Origin of the sequence: Streptomyces sp. NRRL S-37 (assembly GCF_000721605.1) — a bacterium.
Lineage (GTDB): Bacteria > Actinomycetota > Actinomycetes > Streptomycetales > Streptomycetaceae > Streptomyces.
On sequence record NZ_JOIZ01000010.1, the window covers coordinates 53,297 to 71,029 of the forward strand.

17 protein-coding genes are annotated in these 17,733 nt (G+C 71.0%); 11 read left to right on the forward strand and 6 right to left on the reverse strand.

Annotation, left to right across the window (positions count from 1 at the left end):
- Positions 1-47: 47 nt before the first annotated feature.
- The 11 genes from IH50_RS39800 (at position 48) to IH50_RS0116505 (ending at position 9,891) form a co-directional block, all read left to right on the forward strand.
- Entirely contained in the window at positions 48-1,286 is a 1,239-nt protein-coding gene (locus IH50_RS39800; RefSeq protein ID WP_158801250.1) for an ATP-binding protein, read from the forward strand.
- A gap of 4 nt (positions 1,287-1,290) precedes the next feature.
- Positions 1,291-1,962, forward strand: coding sequence for a dTMP kinase (locus tag IH50_RS0116460; RefSeq protein ID WP_030861968.1), 672 nt, complete (start codon positions 1,291-1,293; stop codon positions 1,960-1,962).
- A complete protein-coding gene (locus IH50_RS0116465; protein ID WP_234328174.1) occupies positions 1,959-2,834 on the forward strand; it encodes an isocitrate lyase/phosphoenolpyruvate mutase family protein in 876 nt (291 codons plus the stop codon). Before IH50_RS0116460 ends, IH50_RS0116465 begins: the two co-directional genes overlap by 4 nt.
- 110 nt (positions 2,835-2,944) lie before the next feature.
- Positions 2,945-3,415: an NUDIX domain-containing protein gene (locus tag IH50_RS0116470; RefSeq protein ID WP_030861973.1), complete on the forward strand. Its 471-nt coding sequence runs from the start codon at positions 2,945-2,947 to the stop codon at positions 3,413-3,415.
- A 2-nt stretch (positions 3,416-3,417) separates the two neighbouring features.
- Entirely contained in the window at positions 3,418-4,104 is a 687-nt protein-coding gene (locus IH50_RS0116475) for a TylF/MycF/NovP-related O-methyltransferase (RefSeq protein ID WP_030861975.1), read from the forward strand.
- Positions 4,101-5,045, forward strand: a complete 945-nt coding sequence (locus tag IH50_RS0116480) for an NAD(P)-dependent oxidoreductase (protein WP_051767336.1) — start codon at positions 4,101-4,103, stop codon at positions 5,043-5,045. The genes IH50_RS0116475 and IH50_RS0116480 overlap by 4 nt, the downstream gene beginning before the upstream one ends.
- A complete protein-coding gene (locus tag IH50_RS0116485; protein WP_030861980.1) occupies positions 5,042-5,959 on the forward strand; it encodes a nucleotidyltransferase domain-containing protein in 918 nt (305 codons plus the stop codon). Before IH50_RS0116480 ends, IH50_RS0116485 begins: the two co-directional genes overlap by 4 nt.
- Positions 5,960-5,994: 35 nt before the next feature.
- Positions 5,995-7,917: a radical SAM/SPASM domain-containing protein gene (locus IH50_RS0116490; protein WP_051767338.1), complete on the forward strand. Its 1,923-nt coding sequence runs from the start codon at positions 5,995-5,997 to the stop codon at positions 7,915-7,917.
- Positions 7,914-8,627 carry a 2OG-Fe(II) oxygenase gene (locus IH50_RS0116495; protein WP_030861984.1) on the forward strand — a complete coding sequence of 238 codons (714 nt, stop codon included), beginning with the start codon at positions 7,914-7,916 and terminating at the stop codon, positions 8,625-8,627. The genes IH50_RS0116490 and IH50_RS0116495 overlap by 4 nt, the downstream gene beginning before the upstream one ends.
- Before the next feature lie 81 nt (positions 8,628-8,708).
- Entirely contained in the window at positions 8,709-8,882 is a 174-nt protein-coding gene (locus tag IH50_RS42035; protein WP_199822094.1) for a hypothetical protein, read from the forward strand.
- A gap of 97 nt (positions 8,883-8,979) precedes the next feature.
- Positions 8,980-9,891: an aKG-HExxH-type peptide beta-hydroxylase gene (locus IH50_RS0116505; RefSeq protein WP_030861988.1), complete on the forward strand. Its 912-nt coding sequence runs from the start codon at positions 8,980-8,982 to the stop codon at positions 9,889-9,891.
- A gap of 263 nt (positions 9,892-10,154) precedes the next feature.
- Here IH50_RS0116505 and IH50_RS43315 read toward each other — a convergent pair whose 3' ends face one another.
- The 6 genes from IH50_RS43315 to fxlM form a co-directional block, all read right to left on the reverse strand.
- Positions 10,155-11,354 (reverse strand): bifunctional class I SAM-dependent methyltransferase/NUDIX hydrolase, encoded by a 1,200-nt coding sequence (locus IH50_RS43315; RefSeq protein ID WP_037872479.1) that lies wholly within the window; start codon positions 11,352-11,354, stop codon positions 10,155-10,157.
- A gap of 29 nt (positions 11,355-11,383) precedes the next feature.
- Positions 11,384-12,286 (reverse strand): NUDIX domain-containing protein, encoded by a 903-nt coding sequence (locus tag IH50_RS0116515; RefSeq protein WP_030861992.1) that lies wholly within the window; start codon positions 12,284-12,286, stop codon positions 11,384-11,386.
- Between the two features lie 133 nt (positions 12,287-12,419).
- Positions 12,420-13,688 carry a M15 family metallopeptidase gene (locus IH50_RS42600; protein ID WP_234328175.1) on the reverse strand — a complete coding sequence of 423 codons (1,269 nt, stop codon included), beginning with the start codon at positions 13,686-13,688 and terminating at the stop codon, positions 12,420-12,422.
- The gene (locus IH50_RS0116525) at positions 13,685-15,172 is read right to left on the reverse strand and encodes an NUDIX domain-containing protein (RefSeq protein ID WP_030861996.1); all 1,488 of its coding nucleotides are present in this window, start codon (positions 15,170-15,172) and stop codon (positions 13,685-13,687) included. The genes IH50_RS42600 and IH50_RS0116525 overlap by 4 nt, the downstream gene beginning before the upstream one ends.
- Positions 15,173-15,228: 56 nt before the next feature.
- Positions 15,229-16,317, reverse strand: coding sequence for an NUDIX hydrolase (locus tag IH50_RS0116530; RefSeq protein WP_234328176.1), 1,089 nt, complete (start codon positions 16,315-16,317; stop codon positions 15,229-15,231).
- Positions 16,318-16,441: 124 nt separating this feature from the next.
- Positions 16,442-17,722 (reverse strand): methyltransferase, FxLD system, encoded by a 1,281-nt coding sequence (gene fxlM, locus IH50_RS0116535; RefSeq protein WP_158801252.1) that lies wholly within the window; start codon positions 17,720-17,722, stop codon positions 16,442-16,444.
- Positions 17,723-17,733: the final 11 nt, after the last annotated feature.

Here is a 17,733-nt window from a genome sequence, read left to right on the forward strand (position 1 = left end):
CCCGACGCCCCGAGCCGACCGATGCTCACCCGCGACCGGCACAGCCGGTGACTTCCCGTGAGACGACGCTGGAAGGCACCGCGAAGATGGCCGGATGTGCCCGTCGGTTCCTGCGGCGCACCGCGACGGCCTGGTCCGTGGAGGTGGACGCCGTCGAGGCGGCCGAGGTGGTCGTCTCAGAGCTGTTCACCAACGCGGTGCAGCACGCACAGGCCAAGCGGATTCGTCTGCGCCTGCGCCGCCAGCACGCGCTGCTGCATGTGGAGGTCTTCGACCCACAGCCGCACGGTGAGCTGGTAGCCGCGCGGCCGGGCCCGGACGCTGAGGACGGCCGCGGCCTGGAGATCGTCGAGGCTCTGTGCCTGCGCTGGGGCCGACGGCCCGATGTCGATCGCTGCGGCTCGGTGACATGGGCCTGCCTGCCGGCCCCTGGCGCCGAACCGGCTCAGCACGATCGTGCCGCCGACCCGGAACAGCCCTGCGAGGCCGGTAACCTGCCTCGGCCCGTGGCCACGATGCCCGTACACCCCGCACCTGTGCCATTCCAAGGAGACCTCGTGCAGCCCTCCCCGCCGCCCCCGCCTACGCTCTACGAGTCGTGGGAGGTACTCGCTGACGGCCTTCACGTCCAGCGCCTCGCCCTGCACCTGCCGCAGCTGCGCGAGCAACTCACCACGCACACAGCGGGGACCGGCATCCGGGCTTCTGCCTTGGTCGCCCGTCCTGCCGAGGTGCCCACCGCACAGACCTTGGCGCTCATCGACGCGGCTGGCTTGAGTGCCTGGGTAGATCTGCCCGCCGAGCACGGCCGGTCCGACGCCGCGGTCAGCCCCTTGGCCGGCGCCGCCGAGGACGTCCACGCCCTGCTTCTGCCCGGCGTCACCGACGACGCGCTGCGCGGCGCCGTGCGGGCGGTCACCGCCGCCTCGGCCTGGTGGGTCGGCGCCTTCGCCGCCATCCGGCACCTCGGCGTGCACCACAGCAGCCTCACGCCCATCAAGGACACCGTCGGCCCGGACACACTGCGCCAGGCGGTCCGCGTCGTCGCACTCGGCACCGCTCAACGCGTCCTCGCCCACCAGCTGCGGCACGACGCGAGTGAGGAAGCGGTCCGGCTCGCGTACTGCCGGGCCGTCACCGAAGGAATCGTCATCGAGCCGAAGCTGCCGGCGCTCCTGGAGGAGCTGGGCGAGCTGCGGCTCGTGGACCTGGTGACCACGTCGATCCCCTGGCGCGGCCGGTTCGCGAAGTACGCCGGAGGCACCGGCGCCGGGCAGGTGGAGTGAGCCGATGCAGAACGCGCGCAACCCGTTCATCGTCGTCGAGGGCCTGGACGGCACCGGCAAGACCACCTTGCGCAAGGGGCTCTTCCGCCTCTTCGAGGGCCTGTACCGGGTCACCCCGCTCGCGGTGCTGACCACCAACTTCCTCGACGCATCGGTGGCCGCCGACCTGGTCGAGGGCAAGTACCAGCCGTCCGCCGACAACCAGTACCGCTATCTGGCCGCGCTCGCCGCGGACAAGCAGGCCACCGCCACCCGACTGATCGCGCCGTCGCTGCCGGCGCGCCCGGTGATCGCGGACCGGTGGCTGCTGTCCGAACTCGCCTTCTTCGCGGTCAAGCACGACCGGAGCCCGAAGGAGACCTATCCCCACCTCGCCGAACACCTCGGCGTCATCCCCGACCTCACGCTGGTCCTCGACATCTCACCCGAGGCCGCCATGGAGCGGGCCGCCGCCCGCTCGGGCGACGCCACCCGCCCGGACTGGGACGTCCTGGACATCCAGGCCCGCGTCCGGGAGGTCTACCAGACGGTCACCGCCGAACCCGCCGCCTACCCGGCCCTGGGCCCGGTGGTCCGTATCGACGCCGCCCAGGACCGCGCCACCGTCCTGCACACCGCCTGGCAGGCCCTCGACCAGCGTGGCCTGCTCCCCGAACTGTCCGAAGGAGCCCAGTGAGCACGCACACGGACGTGGACATATCCGCGCTGAAGGACCGCCTCGCCCAGGCCCGGTTAGCCCGCACGCCCCTGCGCGCCGTCGGCGCCGCGAGCGCGGTGGCGGCCAAGGTCGCCGTGGAGGCCGGGTTCGATGCCCTGTGGGTGTCGGGCCTGGAAGTCTCCACGGCCCTGGGCCTGCCGGACGAGAATGTGCTCGGCCCCCGCGACCTGACCGACGTCGTACGGGCCCTCACCCGCACCGCGCCGCTGCCGGTCATCGTCGACGTCGACAACGCCGGCGGCCAGGTCGCCACCGCCCGACGCTTCGCGGACGACCTCGCCCACGCCGGGGCCGCAGCCCTGTGCCTGGAGGACAGTGCCTATCCCAAGACCAACTCGTTCGCCCTGCACCGCACCCAGGAGCTCGCCAAACCCGTGCTGATGCAGGAACAGTTGGCGGTGATGCGGGCCGCAGCCGGGCACGAGATGCTGCTCATCGCGCGGACCGAGGCCCTGATCTGCGGCACCGATCTGCCGGAGGCCATCAGCCGGACCCGCGCGTACGAGCAGGCCGGAGCGGACGCGATCCTGATCCACTCCAAGGACACCACCGGCCGCCAGGCCCTGGCCACCGGCGCCGCCTGGACGGGCGCCGTGCCTCTGGTGACCGTGCCCACCGCGTTCCCGCACCTGGCACCCCAGCGGCTCGGCGAGGCCGGCTTCGCGCTGGCCATCTACGCCAACCAACTCTCCCGCGCCGCGCTCGCCGCGATGCGCCAGGTCGCAGCCTCCTTCTCCGCCACCGGCTCCTTCACCGCCGACGGCATCCCGCTCAGCGACGTCGCCGACCTGCTGCAGGTCGCCGACCCGGCTGCCCGCGCCTGCCTGTAGATGCCGCCGGGCCCTGCTTCACGGACTTCGTCCCGCTCCAACCCCGCACCACCAGCATCCGCCGGGCACCGGCCGCGGCGGGCTCGACGAGGGAAGGAACACACCGCGCCATGACAGCCCTGCCCCGCATCAGCGTGTCGGTCAAGGCCGCGATCGTCCATCAAGGCCGCATCCTGCTCATGTCGTACGACGACCACTCCGGCTTCCACTACAACCTGCCCGGCGGCAAGGCGAAGGCCGGCGAGCCGCTGCGCGACGCCGTGGTGCGCAAGGTCAAGGACGAGACCGGGCTCCGGGTGCGCACCTCACGGCTGCTGTTCGTCGTCGAGTACGTCCCCGAGCAGTACAACGACGAATTCGGCACCGTCCACAAGACCCAGCACAACTTCCTCGCCGAGCTCCTCGACGAGGACACCGCGCCGCGCAAGTCCGACCCGCCGGACCCGATCCAAGTCGGCTTCGAATGGGTGCCACTCGAGGAGTTCGGGGACAAGTACCTGCTGCCGCGTGTCAACCAGCAACTGCTCAACGCGCTTGCCGGGGACCCGGCCGACCGCGACGTCCTCGTGGACCGGTGGTGACCATGCACTCCCGCCCCGCTTCCGTGCTGAACCTCGCCGAACTGCGCGACTGGCTCCTCGATCACCACGGCGACACCGTGGACGCGGACCGGCTGCCCGCCATCCGCACCGAACTGGAACACCTCGCCACCCGTCAGGTTGCCGGAGCCGTCGTGGAACTCGGCTGCTACCAGGGTGCCATGGCCTTGTGGATGCGGGCCGTGCTGGACGCCACCGCACAGCACGAACGCCCCGTCCATGTCTACGACTCCTTCCAGGGACTGCCCGAACGCAGCGAACACGACCCGGAGCTGTTCCCGGCCGGATCCCTGCGCGCCGAGCCGGAGCAGGTGCTCGCCCTGCACGACCGCTGGGGCCGCACCCCGCCCGTGATCCACCCCGGCTGGTTCGCCGACACCCTCCCCGACCAGCTGCCCGACCGGATCGCCTTCGCCTACCTGGACGGCGACTACTACGACTCCATCCACACCTGCCTGACCGCCTGCGTTCCCCGAATGGCCCCGGGCGGCACGCTGATCGTCGACGACTATGCCGACCTGGAGGCGAATCCGAAGGCGTGGAACGGACTGCCTGGCGTCAAAGCGGCCTGCGAGGACTACTTCCGCACGCCGTCGCCGCTGGAGGTCATCGTCGGCGCTGGCGACCTGGCCTTCGGCCGCTACACCGCGCCAGCGAGGGCGGAGCAGTGAGCGGCATCTCGGCGGCCCCGCTGCTCGTGACCGTGCCCGGCGCGGCCGACCCCGTGGTGCTCAGGCGGCACCTTCCCGGCTGCGTGATCCGCGAGATCGACTCCCTCGACACGGCCGACCTGAATCTGGCCGCCCGCGCCGAGGTGCTCGTGCTCAGGTCGGGGCACCGGCTCAACGTCGAGCGCCTGACCCGGTGGCCGAAACTTCGACATGTGATTCGCGCCGGGTCGGGGCTGGACGGCCTCGACGTCGAAGCCCTGGCCGCACGCGGCGTCACCGTGCACCGCAACCCGGCCCCGGCCGCCGACGCGGTCGCCGAATGGGCGCTGGCCGCACTGCTCGGCCTCGCCCGCCGAATTCCGTACGGGCACGCCACTCTGCTCAGGGGGCAGCACACGAAGCAGCAGTGCCTCGCCCCGCCGATCTCCCGTATGAGGGTGGCGATTTGGGGTGCCGGCCCCGTCGGTCGGGCCTGCGCCACCACGCTTGCTCCGTACGTCGACGAGATCGCCTTCGCGGCCCGGCCCAGCCTGCCCGACACCCTGCCCGCCCGCCCCGGCCACGAGCTGCCGACGTGGGCGGACGCCCACGTCGTGGCGCTCCCGCTCACCGGCGAGAACCGGCGCCGGTTCGGTCCCGAGTTCCTTGCCACGGCACGCGAGCGGCGCCCGCTGCTGATCTGCGTCGGCCGACTCGGCACGCTCGACGTCGACGCCTGTCTGCGCGCGCTCGCCGATGACCGGCTGGGCGGTCTCGCCCTCGATCCCATCGAGACGACGGACCTGCCGCTGTGGCCCGCCGTCACCACACCGGGACCGCTGAACCTTCTCGCTACCCCGCACATCGGCGCCCAGCGCCACGACGTCCGCGAAGCCCTCGACCGCTGGGTTGCCACGACGGCAGCCGGTGCCCTGACCAGTACAGAAAGGATGGTCCGATGAGCACGACACCGTGGCTACGCGAGCGCTTGAAAGTCGCCGAGCAGGCCGCCGGCACCCTGGCTAAGGAGTTCTTCGGCGCCGACGTGTGGCTGGTGGGCGCGCTCGCCGAAGGACTGGCCCACAGGCAGAGCGACGTGGACCTGCTGCTGATCACCCCCGAACCGGTGGCCGCACCCGGATCCCGCCTCCTGGGCGGCATCCGCGTCGATGTACGGGCGGAGACCGGGCAGACCGTGAATGAGTGGCGACGGCTTCTCGACGCGTTCGCCGTGACCCGCGAGGACATCGCCACTTTCCGCACGGTCCGAGAACGGCTCGGCGACCTCACCCTCCTGCGCACCGCCCGCCCGCTCACACACGTCTGCGACGAGGCGAACCCCTGCGAGATCCTGCTCCCCGAGCAGCGGGTCACCTATCAGCGGTGGGCACTTGCGGACCGCTGCGAGGCCGCGGCGAGCCTGTCCGAAGACCTCCTCGGCCTCGCCCAGGCGGGCCTGTACCCGCACGCCGACCTGGTGTGGGACCAGCTCGCCCGCGTCGTCGCCCAGGCCGAGACCGTCGCCGCCGGCGCCCCATTGCTCGGCGAGAAGTGGCTGCCCAGCCTGCTGAGCAAAGATGACGCTGACCGGTTCAGGCCCGTGCCCGCGTTGCCCGAGCCGCGTTGGCTGAGCGCTGCCGCGCACAGCCCCTTCTTCGCCTCCGTCCAGGCCCGCCTCGCCGACGCCCTGCTCGCGCTCTGGCCCACCAACGCCGAGCCGGAGCCGGTCGACGAGGCGGGGCTCGGCGGCTTCGGATGGCTGCCGCAGCGATACAGCGACGGCTGGTTCCTGCGCCGGGGCGATGTCCGCGTTCCGCTCACCGACGGCCGGATGCGCGCCTGGCAGCACTCCGCCGCACGGCGCGCCCGCACCTGAAACCCATCCGCCCACCCGCGGCCGGGGAGGCCCCGATGCCCAGCACGCTCACCACCCCCACGACGACCGTCGGCGCCGAAGTGTGGCGGCCCTTGGAGGACACCGACCACGCCGCAGCGGTCTCCGTCGTCCTCAAGCTGCGCGGCGAGACCTGCGACGTCGACTGCCTGTACTGCTTCGAGAAACGCAAACTCGCCCCCGGCGGCGCCCAGATCACCGTCAAGCACATACGCCGCCTCGGCCAGATCTTCGGTGAGCGGCCACTCGCGATCGAACTGCACGGCGGGGAGCCCCTGACCGTCGGCAAGGACGCCATGGCCGCGCTCCTCGGCGAACTCGCCACCCAGCCCACCGTGCACCGCGTCCACTTGCAGACCAACGGCGTGCGGCTGGACGGTGAGTGGCTCGACCTGTTCGACGCCCACTATCCGGGCCTGCACATCGGCATCTCCATGGACGGCGACGAACAGGGTAACTCCTGGCGCGTCGGCTACGACGGCACCAAGATCTACCCGCACATCGTGGACACCCTCAATCTGCTGGCGGAGCGCGGACGCACCTGCGGCATCGTCACCGTGGTCACACCCGCCGTCCTGGGCCGCGCCGCGGAGGTCATCGACCACATTGCCTCCTTCGACGCCGTACACGCCTTGCACCTCCTGCCCGCCTTCGACACCACCGTCACCAAGCCACTCACGGCGACCGGCCGCCGTACCAGCCCCAGCCGCCGCCTCCAGGCCCGTGCGGTCAGCACCGACGGAGCGGCCTGGGCGATCACTCCCGCGCAGTACGCCACCTTCGTCATCGAGGCCGCTGCCCGCTGGATCGGCGCCGGCCACTTCCGGCGGATCAAACTCGACCCGGCCGTCGCCACCATCCGCCGCCTCAAGGGCCTGGACACCGCCCACTGCCACTTCGCCGCGCACAAGTGCTCCCACGTCTTCACCGCCTACCCCGACGGCCGCTTCGGCTCGTGCGACGAACTTCCCTGGCCCCAGGCCCATCTGCTGCCGCTCGCCGCCGCCCGCAGCGAGCCGGACGTCACCAAGGCCCAGCACACCAACCCGCTGCTCACCGCCGGACGGGAGATGATGACGAAATGCGTCCCCTGCCCGTACCGGACGGTCTGCGGCGGCGGGTGCACGGCCACCCGATGGCGCATGATGAAGGCGACCGGCAGCGATAATGCGTACTGCGACCACCGCGGGCGCCTCATCGACGGCATGGCTCATCTGCTCGCCGCCCCCGACCACCCGGCCGGCGCTCTCTGCCTCCGCGCTCACTGGCGGCCCGTCGCCCCGAACGTCATGCACGACGTCGACGCTTTCCTCACTCGCTGGGACGATCCAGCAGCTCCCCGTTTCCCGGCCCGGCTCCGGGCCAGTGACCACGGCAACATCAATGCCGCCGGCCTGCCCCGGGCCAGTGACCACGGCAACATCAATGCCGCCGGCCTGCCCCGCGATCACGCGGCCGACGACCTCGACCCGCTCCACGCCCAGTGGCGCGACGGCATAGAGGACCGGGCGTGGCCGCTGGTCGACACGATCACCCGCAGCTGGAAGGCCGTCACCTACGACTCCTGCCAAGGGCACGCCCACACCGGCACCGGCCTGGCCCCGTCCACATTCCGCGTCAGCCTGCTGCCACGCACCCGCGCCGAGTACGCCGCACTCGCCGCCCGGCTGTGCCACACGCTCGCCGCCGCCGACGGCTACCTCCCCGCCGCCGTCACCGCGGACCTTGTCCGCACCGAACTGACCAGCGCCCCCACCAGCCGCCGTCACCCGGTCCTCAACCTCGTCCTCACCCCGGCCCCCGGCAGCACCTGGGCCGACTACTTCACCAGCCTCGACCAGGCCGTACGCACGCTCACGCACGTCGCCCGCCACGCCCCGGCGGTCACCGGATGCGCCTGCGCCCTACGCCCGCCCCGCCCCACCCGGGAGGCACGATGATCCACATAGCGGAGACGCTCACCGTCTCCAGCATCGAGAACTTCCTCACCCCCGACGAGATCACCACCCTGACCGCCGCCATGGATTACGACCTCGGCGATGACGGCATCCGGCGCTTCGACACGGAGCGCACGACCACCTTGCACTCCATCCCCGGCCACACCAGCGAGCAGGCCATGACCGTCTACGAGCCTGCCGGCCGCCTCGAAATCCACCCGCCGCCCGAGACCGCGGCCAAAATCCTCGCCCACGCCGTCGAGCGGGCGATGCCCGCACTGCGGCGAGCCCTGCCCGCCCTGACCTCCTGCCGCGAATGGATGTACGTCGAGTACGCGCCCGGACAGCACATCACCCCCCACGTCGACGGCATCGCCCCCAACCCCACCGACCCGATCCGTCAACTCGCCGGGATCAGCGTCGTCCTGGACCACGCCGAAGACGGCGGGGAGTTCTTCGTCGAGACCACCTCCCACCCCGCCCTGTGGAGCGACCAGCACGGCGGCGATGGCTACCACCCGGCCATGGCGTTCACCCACGACGGCGCCGACCACTCCGCCGAATGGTTCCGCACCATGCCGCGCACCCGCTGGAACGTGCGCCCCACCCCCGGCACCGCTCTGCTGTACGGATCTCAGGTCACCCACGGCACCGAGCCAGTCCGCGCGGGGCGCGAACGCAAGTTCATCAGCTGGCTGATCAACGAAGCCTGACCGGCCATGCCCCCGCTCATCCGCAGCCCGCCCTCTCGGGCACTGCATCCCGGCCAGTCCCTGCAACCCACGGAGGAAGAGATGACGACCGATGCGTGTGGCGAGTTCCTCGCCGCCGTGGACCAACTGCGCGACGACAGTGGCACCGTGCGCCTGACCGCCCACACCTCCAGCGTCTCCGCCGACGCTTGGAACGCCCCGGCCACCAGCGCCGAATCGGCCCCGGCTACCCCGGAGGCAGACAGCGCCATCTGATCGGGCCGGCCCATCCATCCAGCCAGCCCACATCACAGACCCGGTGCCGGCGCCCCACGGCCCGGCACCGGGGCCCGCTGCCAAGGAGCCTCCCGACATGAACGACATCGCCGCCGCCCTCGACCTGGACGTCATTGCCGTCCACCGCCGCGAACGCACCGCCGCCGCGCTGACCCTGCTCGACCCCGGTTCCGTCTTGCCGCCGGACGATGAGGCACTGCCCTTGGCCTACGCCCTGGCACACCACCGGCTCGAAGGCGCCGAGAACGCCGCACGCCGCCGCGACGCGACCACCCTCGATTGGTACCGCAACGCCGCTGCCCCCGCCCTTGCTCGCCTGGCCCACTCCTCTCGCCTTGGCCCGCGCATCGTGATCGCCCCGGACGAGGACGAGATGATCCGCGGCCCGCACTCCGACACCCCGTACTACGTCCTCGGCCCCGACACGGCCGGCGCCGCCCAGTCCCTGGCCGCGCTGGCCGACGATGCCTCCGGCCACATCGCTGCCACCGGCCTCGACGAGCTTGTCGAAGCGCACGCCGCCGTGATTTGCCTGACCGGCCGACGCCGTCCCGACCAGACCCTGCGGAGCTTCGCGATCACACGGCTCCCGGCGACCGTCTTCGCCGACCACACCGGTGACGCTGCCGTGCTGGGCCGCGACCTCGTCCACGAAGCCGCCCACAACTGGCTCAACGACGCCCTCGCCGCGCTCCACATCACCATCCCCGACGATAAGACGTACTTCTCCCCGTGGCGCGGCACCCAGCGGCCCGCCTACGGGTTCCTCCACGCATGCTTCGCCTTCCCTCTCACGATGATCTACGCAGCCCGGGCGCGGCTCGACGCCACCGGAGCCGGAAATGCCGTCCTCGCCGACCATGAACGCCAACAGCGGCCCCGGCTGGACGCCGCCCAGGACGACTTCACCCGCGCTGTGAAGTTGATTCCCGACCCCGGACTGCGTGAACGGCTCGACAGCGTTTTCCAGCACGCCCGCACGCTCTGAACTACACCCATAGACCGCAGGGACTTCGAGGATCTCGCGCGCAGCACCAGCCGCTACCGTCCAGGACGGCAACCTCATCCCATCACGAGCCCGAAGTTGGAGATCTTCTTCTTCCCAAGAAGATCGGGAAGGGCGGGGCCCATCCCCGCGCGCCCTCGTGCTCCTCGGCGAATACCCAGAGTTCCACGAGTACACCCGCGCCCACTTTTGTCTCCTTCGACGGCAAGGCTGAGGTGGCGCGACAGGTTCGTCGGTGCCGGCGTTCAGATCGGGCCGTTGCCCGGCGTGGCCGCTGGTCCGGATGCGAAACGCGTGAAGTGCGCGGGCGGGTGGTCGATGGGCAAGTCGGACCGCCAGGCGGTGAGGATCTGGGCGCTGCACACGAACAGGCCGTCGGGGAGCTGATCGAGCGGGTACCACGCCCAGTCGCCGACACTCTCGCCCGGCTGCGTGGCCGGCTGTCCTTGCCAGGCGTGGACGAGCGCACCGACGGTGACCCGTAGGACACCTTCGACGCGGTCGACGAGCGTGCCCAGGAGACTCACGTCGCCGGGCCGAGCGACTAGACCGGATTCCTCAGCGAGTTCGCGAACGACCGCGTCCTCGAAGGATTCCCCGGCCTCCACGCTGCCACCGGGCAGTTCGAGGGTGCCGCGGCGGTGCCGGCCCAAGAGGATGCCCTGCTCGCTGAGCAGGATCGCTCCGACGCCGACGGCCGCGTGGGCGGCCGGCGCTCGGGTGCTGCGGGGTCGGCTGGAGACGCGTGTGGACCGGTCGGGAAGGCGCCGGGCGCGGATGAGCTGCTGAATGACCGAGGCGCTCTCGTCGGGGTGCGGGAACAGGTCGATGGCCTCGACACGGAAGCCGTACTCGGTGAGTAGGTCCTCCCACAGCTGCGGGGCCAGGACCCACATCTGTGTCGGCAGGGGCGGGTCGTCGCGCAGCAGGATCATCTGCTCGCGCGGCGCCACTTCCGTGGATGGACCGCGGCCGTGCAGGTCGGTGTGCAGGAACGAGAGGACCAAGGGGGCGCCCGGACACAGTCCGTCGCGCAGTGCGGGCAGCGAGCGGTGCGGGTCGATGAAGGCGAGCGTCCCGATCGCGTACGCGGCGTCGAACGGCTCGGCTCCGGCCAGGTACTCGGTCACGTCTGCTTGGACGAACTCCACGCCGTCAACGTCCGCGTGGGCGGAGACGGCGCGTTCGTGCTGGGTCGGGGACAGCTCGATGCCGGTGACGCGGGCTCCGTGAGCCTGGGCCAGATGGACGGCGTGGTGGCCGGCTCCGGAGCCGATGTCCAGGACGCGGCGGCCGGTGACGTCGCCGAGGACTTCTGCTCCCGGTCCGATTCCTTCCCAGGGCGTCCAGCCGAGCCGGTCGGGGATGGGTGGGGTGTGGGCGCGGGCGAGTTGGCGCCGGCCGTAGATCTGCCAGGCCCGGGTGTTGGTGTCCTCGGCGGGCACGGTTGCCTCCTGGGTGGGCGTGCTGGGGGTCAGGTGTGCGTGATCAGGTACGCGGGGCCTTCGCCGCGCCGGGCTCGTTCGATGGCGGCGAGGCGTGCGAAGGCGCGCGGCGCCATCAGCTCCTGCCAGGTGGCGAGGTCGTGGACGGCCCACATGTCGTGCTCGGCGGGGTCGAGGCGGATCCGGTCGAGCTGGTCCGCGGTCAGCCGTCCTCCGTCGAAGATGAGCCCCACCTTGTTCAGTGGCAGGCGCGGCCCGGCGTGCAGGAAGTGCGTCAGGAGCAGCCTCGGCGTTCCCAGGCCGAGTTCGAGGCCCGTCTCCTCGATCGCCTCGCGCCGGGCGGTCTGCAGGGGGTCCTCGCCTGGGGCGTCCAGGTTGCCACCCGGGAACTGCCAGAGTCTTGAGCCGTAGACCGAGCGGAGCTGGATGGGCCGGTCGTGCTCGTCGCGGATGTAGAGGCAGCCGTAGACCGTGTGGTGGGGGACGGTCTGCGTGTACTCCTCGGCCGTCATCGGCATGGGGTGGCCGGGCCGGGCGGGGCGGTGGTCGAACGCGAGGGCGAGAACGCCGAGGGCTTCCTTGGCCGGCGGGTAGATGCCGCGGAGGTTGGCGAGCAGCTCGCCGGGCGGCCCGCCCGAGTCGATCCGCGCAGTGTCCTCGGAGCGGAGCAGGTCCTCGAAGGAGGGGTACGGGGTGATCCGCTGCACGATGACGTCGAGTTCCCGCCCGGTATCCCGGTCGTGGAAGACGACCGTGTCGCCCACGGCGACGGTGCGCTTGGTAGGGGTGGCCACCCTCACTTCGATCGTCTTGCGCCCTGCTTCCACCTGCCGGTAGTACCGCCCGAGCAGGTGCATGTGGTGCTCGGGCGGTACGTCTGCGCCCGCTGGGCTTGGGACGCCTGAAATCGCCTGCTGGGTGTCGTCAGACATTCGTGCCTCCGTTCGATGCTTTCCGTCCGTCGCGGTCGTGGAGTCGCGACCGTCCACGGAGCGGTGGCCGCGTTCCTGCCTGCCTGGCTGGGAGCGGATGCGTGGCGAGGAAGTGGACGAGTCCGCTGCCGTGCTAAGGCAGTTCGGTCGGTCCGTAGCGCGCGTGCGGCTCCTGCTTCGTCAACGCGTCGTACCGGTCCGCCACCGAGAAGTGCCAGAACTCCGTCCCATAGTTCGTAAAACCTGCGCCCTCCATGGCGTTGAGCAGCAGCGTGCGGTGGTGGCGCGCGAGATCGCCAAGTTTCGGAGCATGCGTGAAGCAGGCCCCGTCGCTCTCCTCCGGGGAGGCATTGACACGGGTGCCGAGATCGAGTTCGTGGCCGTCCTGGTCGACGAGGGTCACGTCCACGGCAGCGCCCGCGGAGTGAGGCGCGATCTCTGGCGGCGACACGTACCGGCTGGCGCCCTGGTGCAGCTGCTCAGGTGTCCAGTCAGGGTGGGCGGCGGCCAGCTCGTCGCGGTACTCGGTGAAGTAGCGCTGCTGGAGGGGAAGCGGCCGGTAGCCCTCGATGAACAGCAGGTCGGTGCCAGCGGGCAGGAGTGAGCGGGCGTGCTTCAGCCGGCCCAGGACGCCCTCGCGGACGTGGGCGAACGCGCCCAGCGGGTCTCGCTTGCGGGGGTCGACGCGGAAGTCGTGGTCGCGCACGTCGACGAGCGGCTCTCCGCACTCGCGCACGGGGATCGCCGCGACCTGCGGATCGGACATCAACACCAGAGGGGTCATTGAGTCTCCCTGTGACGGATTGCGCTGAGGCGGCGGGGTGGGGGCGGCAGCGTTCAGATCGGTTTCGCGCACGATCCGGGCGACGGTGTCCTGCAGCGTGCTGTCGGCCAGAATCATGCTCTCCAGACCGCCGGGCAGCAGATCCAGCTCCCGGTACCAGGAGGCGAGGTGGTTGTCGGTGACGTGCGCCAGGTACGCGGCATCCGCCTTTGACGCGTGCCGTACCAACGTCGCCTCCAGCGGAACGTCGAGGTAGTAGCAGCGGGAGACACCGCGGTGATCCCGTACCAGAGACGTGATCATGTGGCCGTAGCGGTCGGCGTACAGGATCCCTTCGAGCACGACATGAAAGCCGGCGTCCAGTGCTTCGCGGGCAATCCTGCCCAGAAGGGCGATGTTGGCGCCTCGCGCCGTGTCATGCTCCCGCAGCACGTTCCGGCGGATCGCGTCCTGCCCTACGATCGCGACACCACGGCCGTAGTGGTCTCGCAGGCCCTGGGCCACGCTCGACTTGCCCGACGCCGAGTTGCCGCGAATGACTACGAGGCGGGTGTCCGGACGCCCGGCCGCAGTCGCAGAGGACACGCGGCAGGGTGCGCCGCTCGGGGTGCCGGTCATGCCGGCCAGCCCGTCTCGCTGTACAGCTCGCCGTTCTGGATCTTCGCGATGGCCACCCGGGTGTAGGGGACGAGGTCGTCGGGAAGGGCGGCGGGATCCCAGAATCTCCACTGGGTGCACTTGTCCGGCTCACGCAGCTCCGGCTCGCCGCTCCAGGCGCGGGCGCGGAAGAACAGGCCCATGCGGGGCCGGTCCCCGGCCTTGTCGATGTGGTGGACGACGTGGACGAGTTCGACATCCTGGCGCTCGATGTGCAGACCGGCTTCCTCCCGTGCCTCCCTGATCAGACATGTGATGGCGTTCTCCTGCTCGCAGTGGCCAGCCAGGACGTGCCAGGTGGACGGCGCGAAGATGGAGTCGGGGTGGCGCAGCCCGAGCAGCACCGTCCCGTCAGGCCGCTCCAGGTAGAGGTGGACACCGATGACGTTGAGGACCGTGCCGTGTGGCGAAGCTGGGCGACGCGCCTTCTGCGCTGCGAGCTCGCTCTGCGGCGTGGTGCTGACCGGGCGGCTGGCGGCGTGGCGCCGTACGAGGTCGCTGGTGGTGTCGGCGATGCGCAGGCGGTGGAGGTTGTCGGGGGCGAACCAGGCCAGCATCACCCCTTCGGTCAACTGGAGTTCGCGGGGGTCACCGTTCCACCGGCCGGCGTAGATGGCGATGGGCACGGTCGTGCCGGCGTCGTCGGTGGCGTACTCGGTGCCGAAGGGGGTCAGGTCGGCGAGGTCGAGGCCGGCTTCCTCGGCCAGTTCGCGCCGGACGGTGTGCTCCAGGGTTGCGTCCTGGGGCTCTCGGCCTCCGCCCAACAGGGACCACATGCCCGGCTCCCAGATCTGGCCGGGGAAGTAGTCGCGAAGGTGGAGCAGGTACTCGCCGCGGTCGTTGTAGATCAGGGCGGAAGCGTTGGCCGTCTCCGGTCCGACCTGGAGCGGGAGCTTGAGGAGCTTGTCGCGCAGGGCCAGGGAGGTCACCCGGTCCACCGGGCGCCACTCGATGCCGCCGACCTCTTCTTCCTGCAGCACCACCGGCGTCTCGGGCGCGGTGTGCAGGCGGAAGAGGAACCGGAAGTCGAAGTGCTGGTGGCCTGGTTCGCCTTTGCCTGGGTGGGCGTCGATGTCGTGGGTGTCGATGTCGAAGGGCACCGTCTCATAGCCGGGCCACGGCGTGACGGCCTGGGGCGGGATCCCGGTCTCCTCGTGCAGCTCTCGCAGCGCCACTGCTGCCAGGGACTCGTCAGCGGGCTCGGTGTGTCCGCCGGGGGCGAGGACCTTTCCGCTCGCCAGATGCAGCACGTGCAGGACGCGGCCGAGCTGGTCGACGACGATCACGCTGCAGGTGACGTGTCCGGTGAAGGAGGAACGGCTGGTGATGTCGTGACCGGTCCGGTCCAGGGCGTCCAGGAGTCCGCCGAGCTGCTCGCGCTCGTGAGGGTGACGAGCGAGGTAAGCATCGACGGTGGTGAGGATGTGGCGGTGCGACAACGGCATGAGGGCTACCTCAGAGAAGTGCGGAGCGGGAGGAGGCGAGACGGGGCGGGTTCGGGTCAGCTCAGCCGCATCCCCTCCGCCGGGATCTCCTCGATGGCGGTGGCGCGGGCGGTGGGCAGGCGCCACCGCTCCCGTGCCGTGTCCACCGCGAGCTGGGCTTGCTGGGCTCCGGGCGGGCCCCAGCCCAGCAGGGCGGCTGCCTGGGCGGGGGTGGCGAGCAGGCGGGCGAAGGGTCTGCCGGTGGCTGGATCGACGGCTGTTGGACCGATGGCGGTGACCCGGGCGGTCAGGCGAAGCCGGGCGTTGGGCCCCACGCCTCCGTAGACCTCGCCGATCTCGTCTAGCACCCAGCCCAGTCGCACCGGATCGGTGAGGGTGAGCTGGGCTTCCTCAGCGGCTTCGCGGTGCAGGGCGTCCTCGGGCGTCGCGTCGGTGCTCTCCACGGTGCCGCCGGGCAGCATCGGCAGCGCGCCCCGCGGGCCGGGGTCGGCCACCAGGACGACCCGGCCGTCGGGGACGAAGCACCATGCCCAGGCTTGCTGCACGGGTAGCCGCTCGGGCACGGAACTGCGGTGGAGAGGGTTGTTCCACAAGGGCCGGTAGCGGACGTGGACGTCGTGCCGGTCCAGCGCCGGGACGTCGAGAATGTGCCGTCCGTCGGCGAGGTGCGCGGTGGCGGTGTTCCCGAGCCGGGCACGATAGGCAGCAAGCATGATCTGCCCGTCCACGGGGCGCAGCCGCTGGACCGCGTCCCGGGTCTCCAAGAAGGCGTACTCGGACAGCTCCTCGCGCGGCAAGCGGATCGCCTCCATCTGGCCAGGGGTGAGGGACCCCCCGTCGAAGACGAATCGGACCTCGCCAGGACAGTGCGTGCCGAGCTGAAGGTCGGGGTGGTGCGCGGAGAAGGAGTGGACGGCGAGTACGGCCGACAGCGGCAGATCCAGGCCCAGTTCCTCGGTGATCTCGCGCCGGCAGGTGACGTGTGGGTGTTCACCGAGTTCGACGACACCTCCGGGCAGTAGCCACGAGCCGTCCTCGCGGTAGGTGGGGCGCACCAGCAGGACCTGACCAACCTCGTTGGTGATGATCGCGGCGGCACCGAGCCACGCGGTATGGCGGGACGCGGCGTACTGCTCTGCGGGCACAGCGGCACGCGCTGAGACGTGATCCGAAGAGGACACGGGAGAGGTCACGTAGCTCTGCCTTCCGAGACGATGGACGGGAGGGTGTGCAGCGTGCCGGCGAGGGTTGCTCAGAGGGCACCGCCGTTCATCCGGTGCTGCGGCTCCCAGTGCTGTTGGGCACGATCGGCCAGTCCAGGGTGATGCGGGTGTGCTTCTTGGCGAACACGTGCGGTTGGTGGTCCGTGTCCGCCGGGGCACGGCCGGCTGCCGGGTAGGCAGTGATGCGGGGGCAGCGGGCGCCGCGGTGGTTGCGCTGCCAGTACTTCACCTGCTCGGCCATCTCCTGCGCGGCGACGTGTCCTTGGGTGCCATAGCCGTGGACGACGAACTCGTACCGGCCCTTGCCGTCATCTCCGTCGCCGATGCGCTCATGGGCCAGCCGGGCGAGGGAGGCTCCGCGCACGATGGCGGCGCCGGGCCAGTGCTGGGGCGGCGGGTTCAGGACTCGTTTGTTGATGTCGGGGTCGACCTCCAGGCGGCAGAAGCCGGGCAGGGCGCCAGCGAGGTAGAGCATGAGGGCGTCGAACGGTTCCTGGCCGCCGACGGTGATGTCGGTGCGGGTGACGGTCGGCTGGCGGGTGAGGGCGGGAGCGAGTTGGTCGACGGGTAGCGGGGTGCCGTCTTCCCAGGACAGGTGCACGCCGGTGCCGGGGACGGTGCGGCGGTTCGTGTTCCAGGCGCCGTCGCCCTGCATGGCGACGAAGCCGCACACGATGAGCGGCTCGTCGCTGAGCAGCGCCCCATGGTCCTTGGTGAAGCCGATGGCCCAGTGGTAGCCGTGCAGCCGCAGCGGCGCGATGAGACGGCCGCCTTCGGCCAGGGCGCCGATCCAGGGCAGGTCCCAGGTGTCAACGGTGACCGCGATGGCGTCGAAGCCGCCGTCCGGAATCAGCCGTGCGGGCAGGTGCTCGGCGTCTGCGGTGACGACGCGGACGCCGTCGTACCCGGTCTCGGCGAGGAAGTGGGTGGCCCGCTCGGTGACGGCCGGGTCGATGTCGAGGGTGGTGACGTGCCCGGTCGGGCCGGCGAGTTCGGCGATCAGGGCGGCGTTGTAGCCGCCGGAGCCGATCTCCAGCACGTGGTGGCCGGGCTGGATGCGGGCGGCTTCGAGCATGTCGGCTTGCAGCCAGGGCGCGGAAATGGAGCTGATCACTCGGCCGTCGGGCGCATGGCGGGTGGCGACGATGTCGTTGGCGTACGCGGCTTCGAGAGACACCTCGGGGGCGAAGATGTGGCGGGGCACGGTACGCAGGGCGTGGTCGACCGCAGGGGTGCGGACATGTCCGGCGGCGGCCAGGTGGTCGGCCAGCTGGTGGCGCAGGCGGGCGGCTTCGCCGAGGTCCGTGGCGACGGGGGGTGTGGTCACGGTGGGCCTTT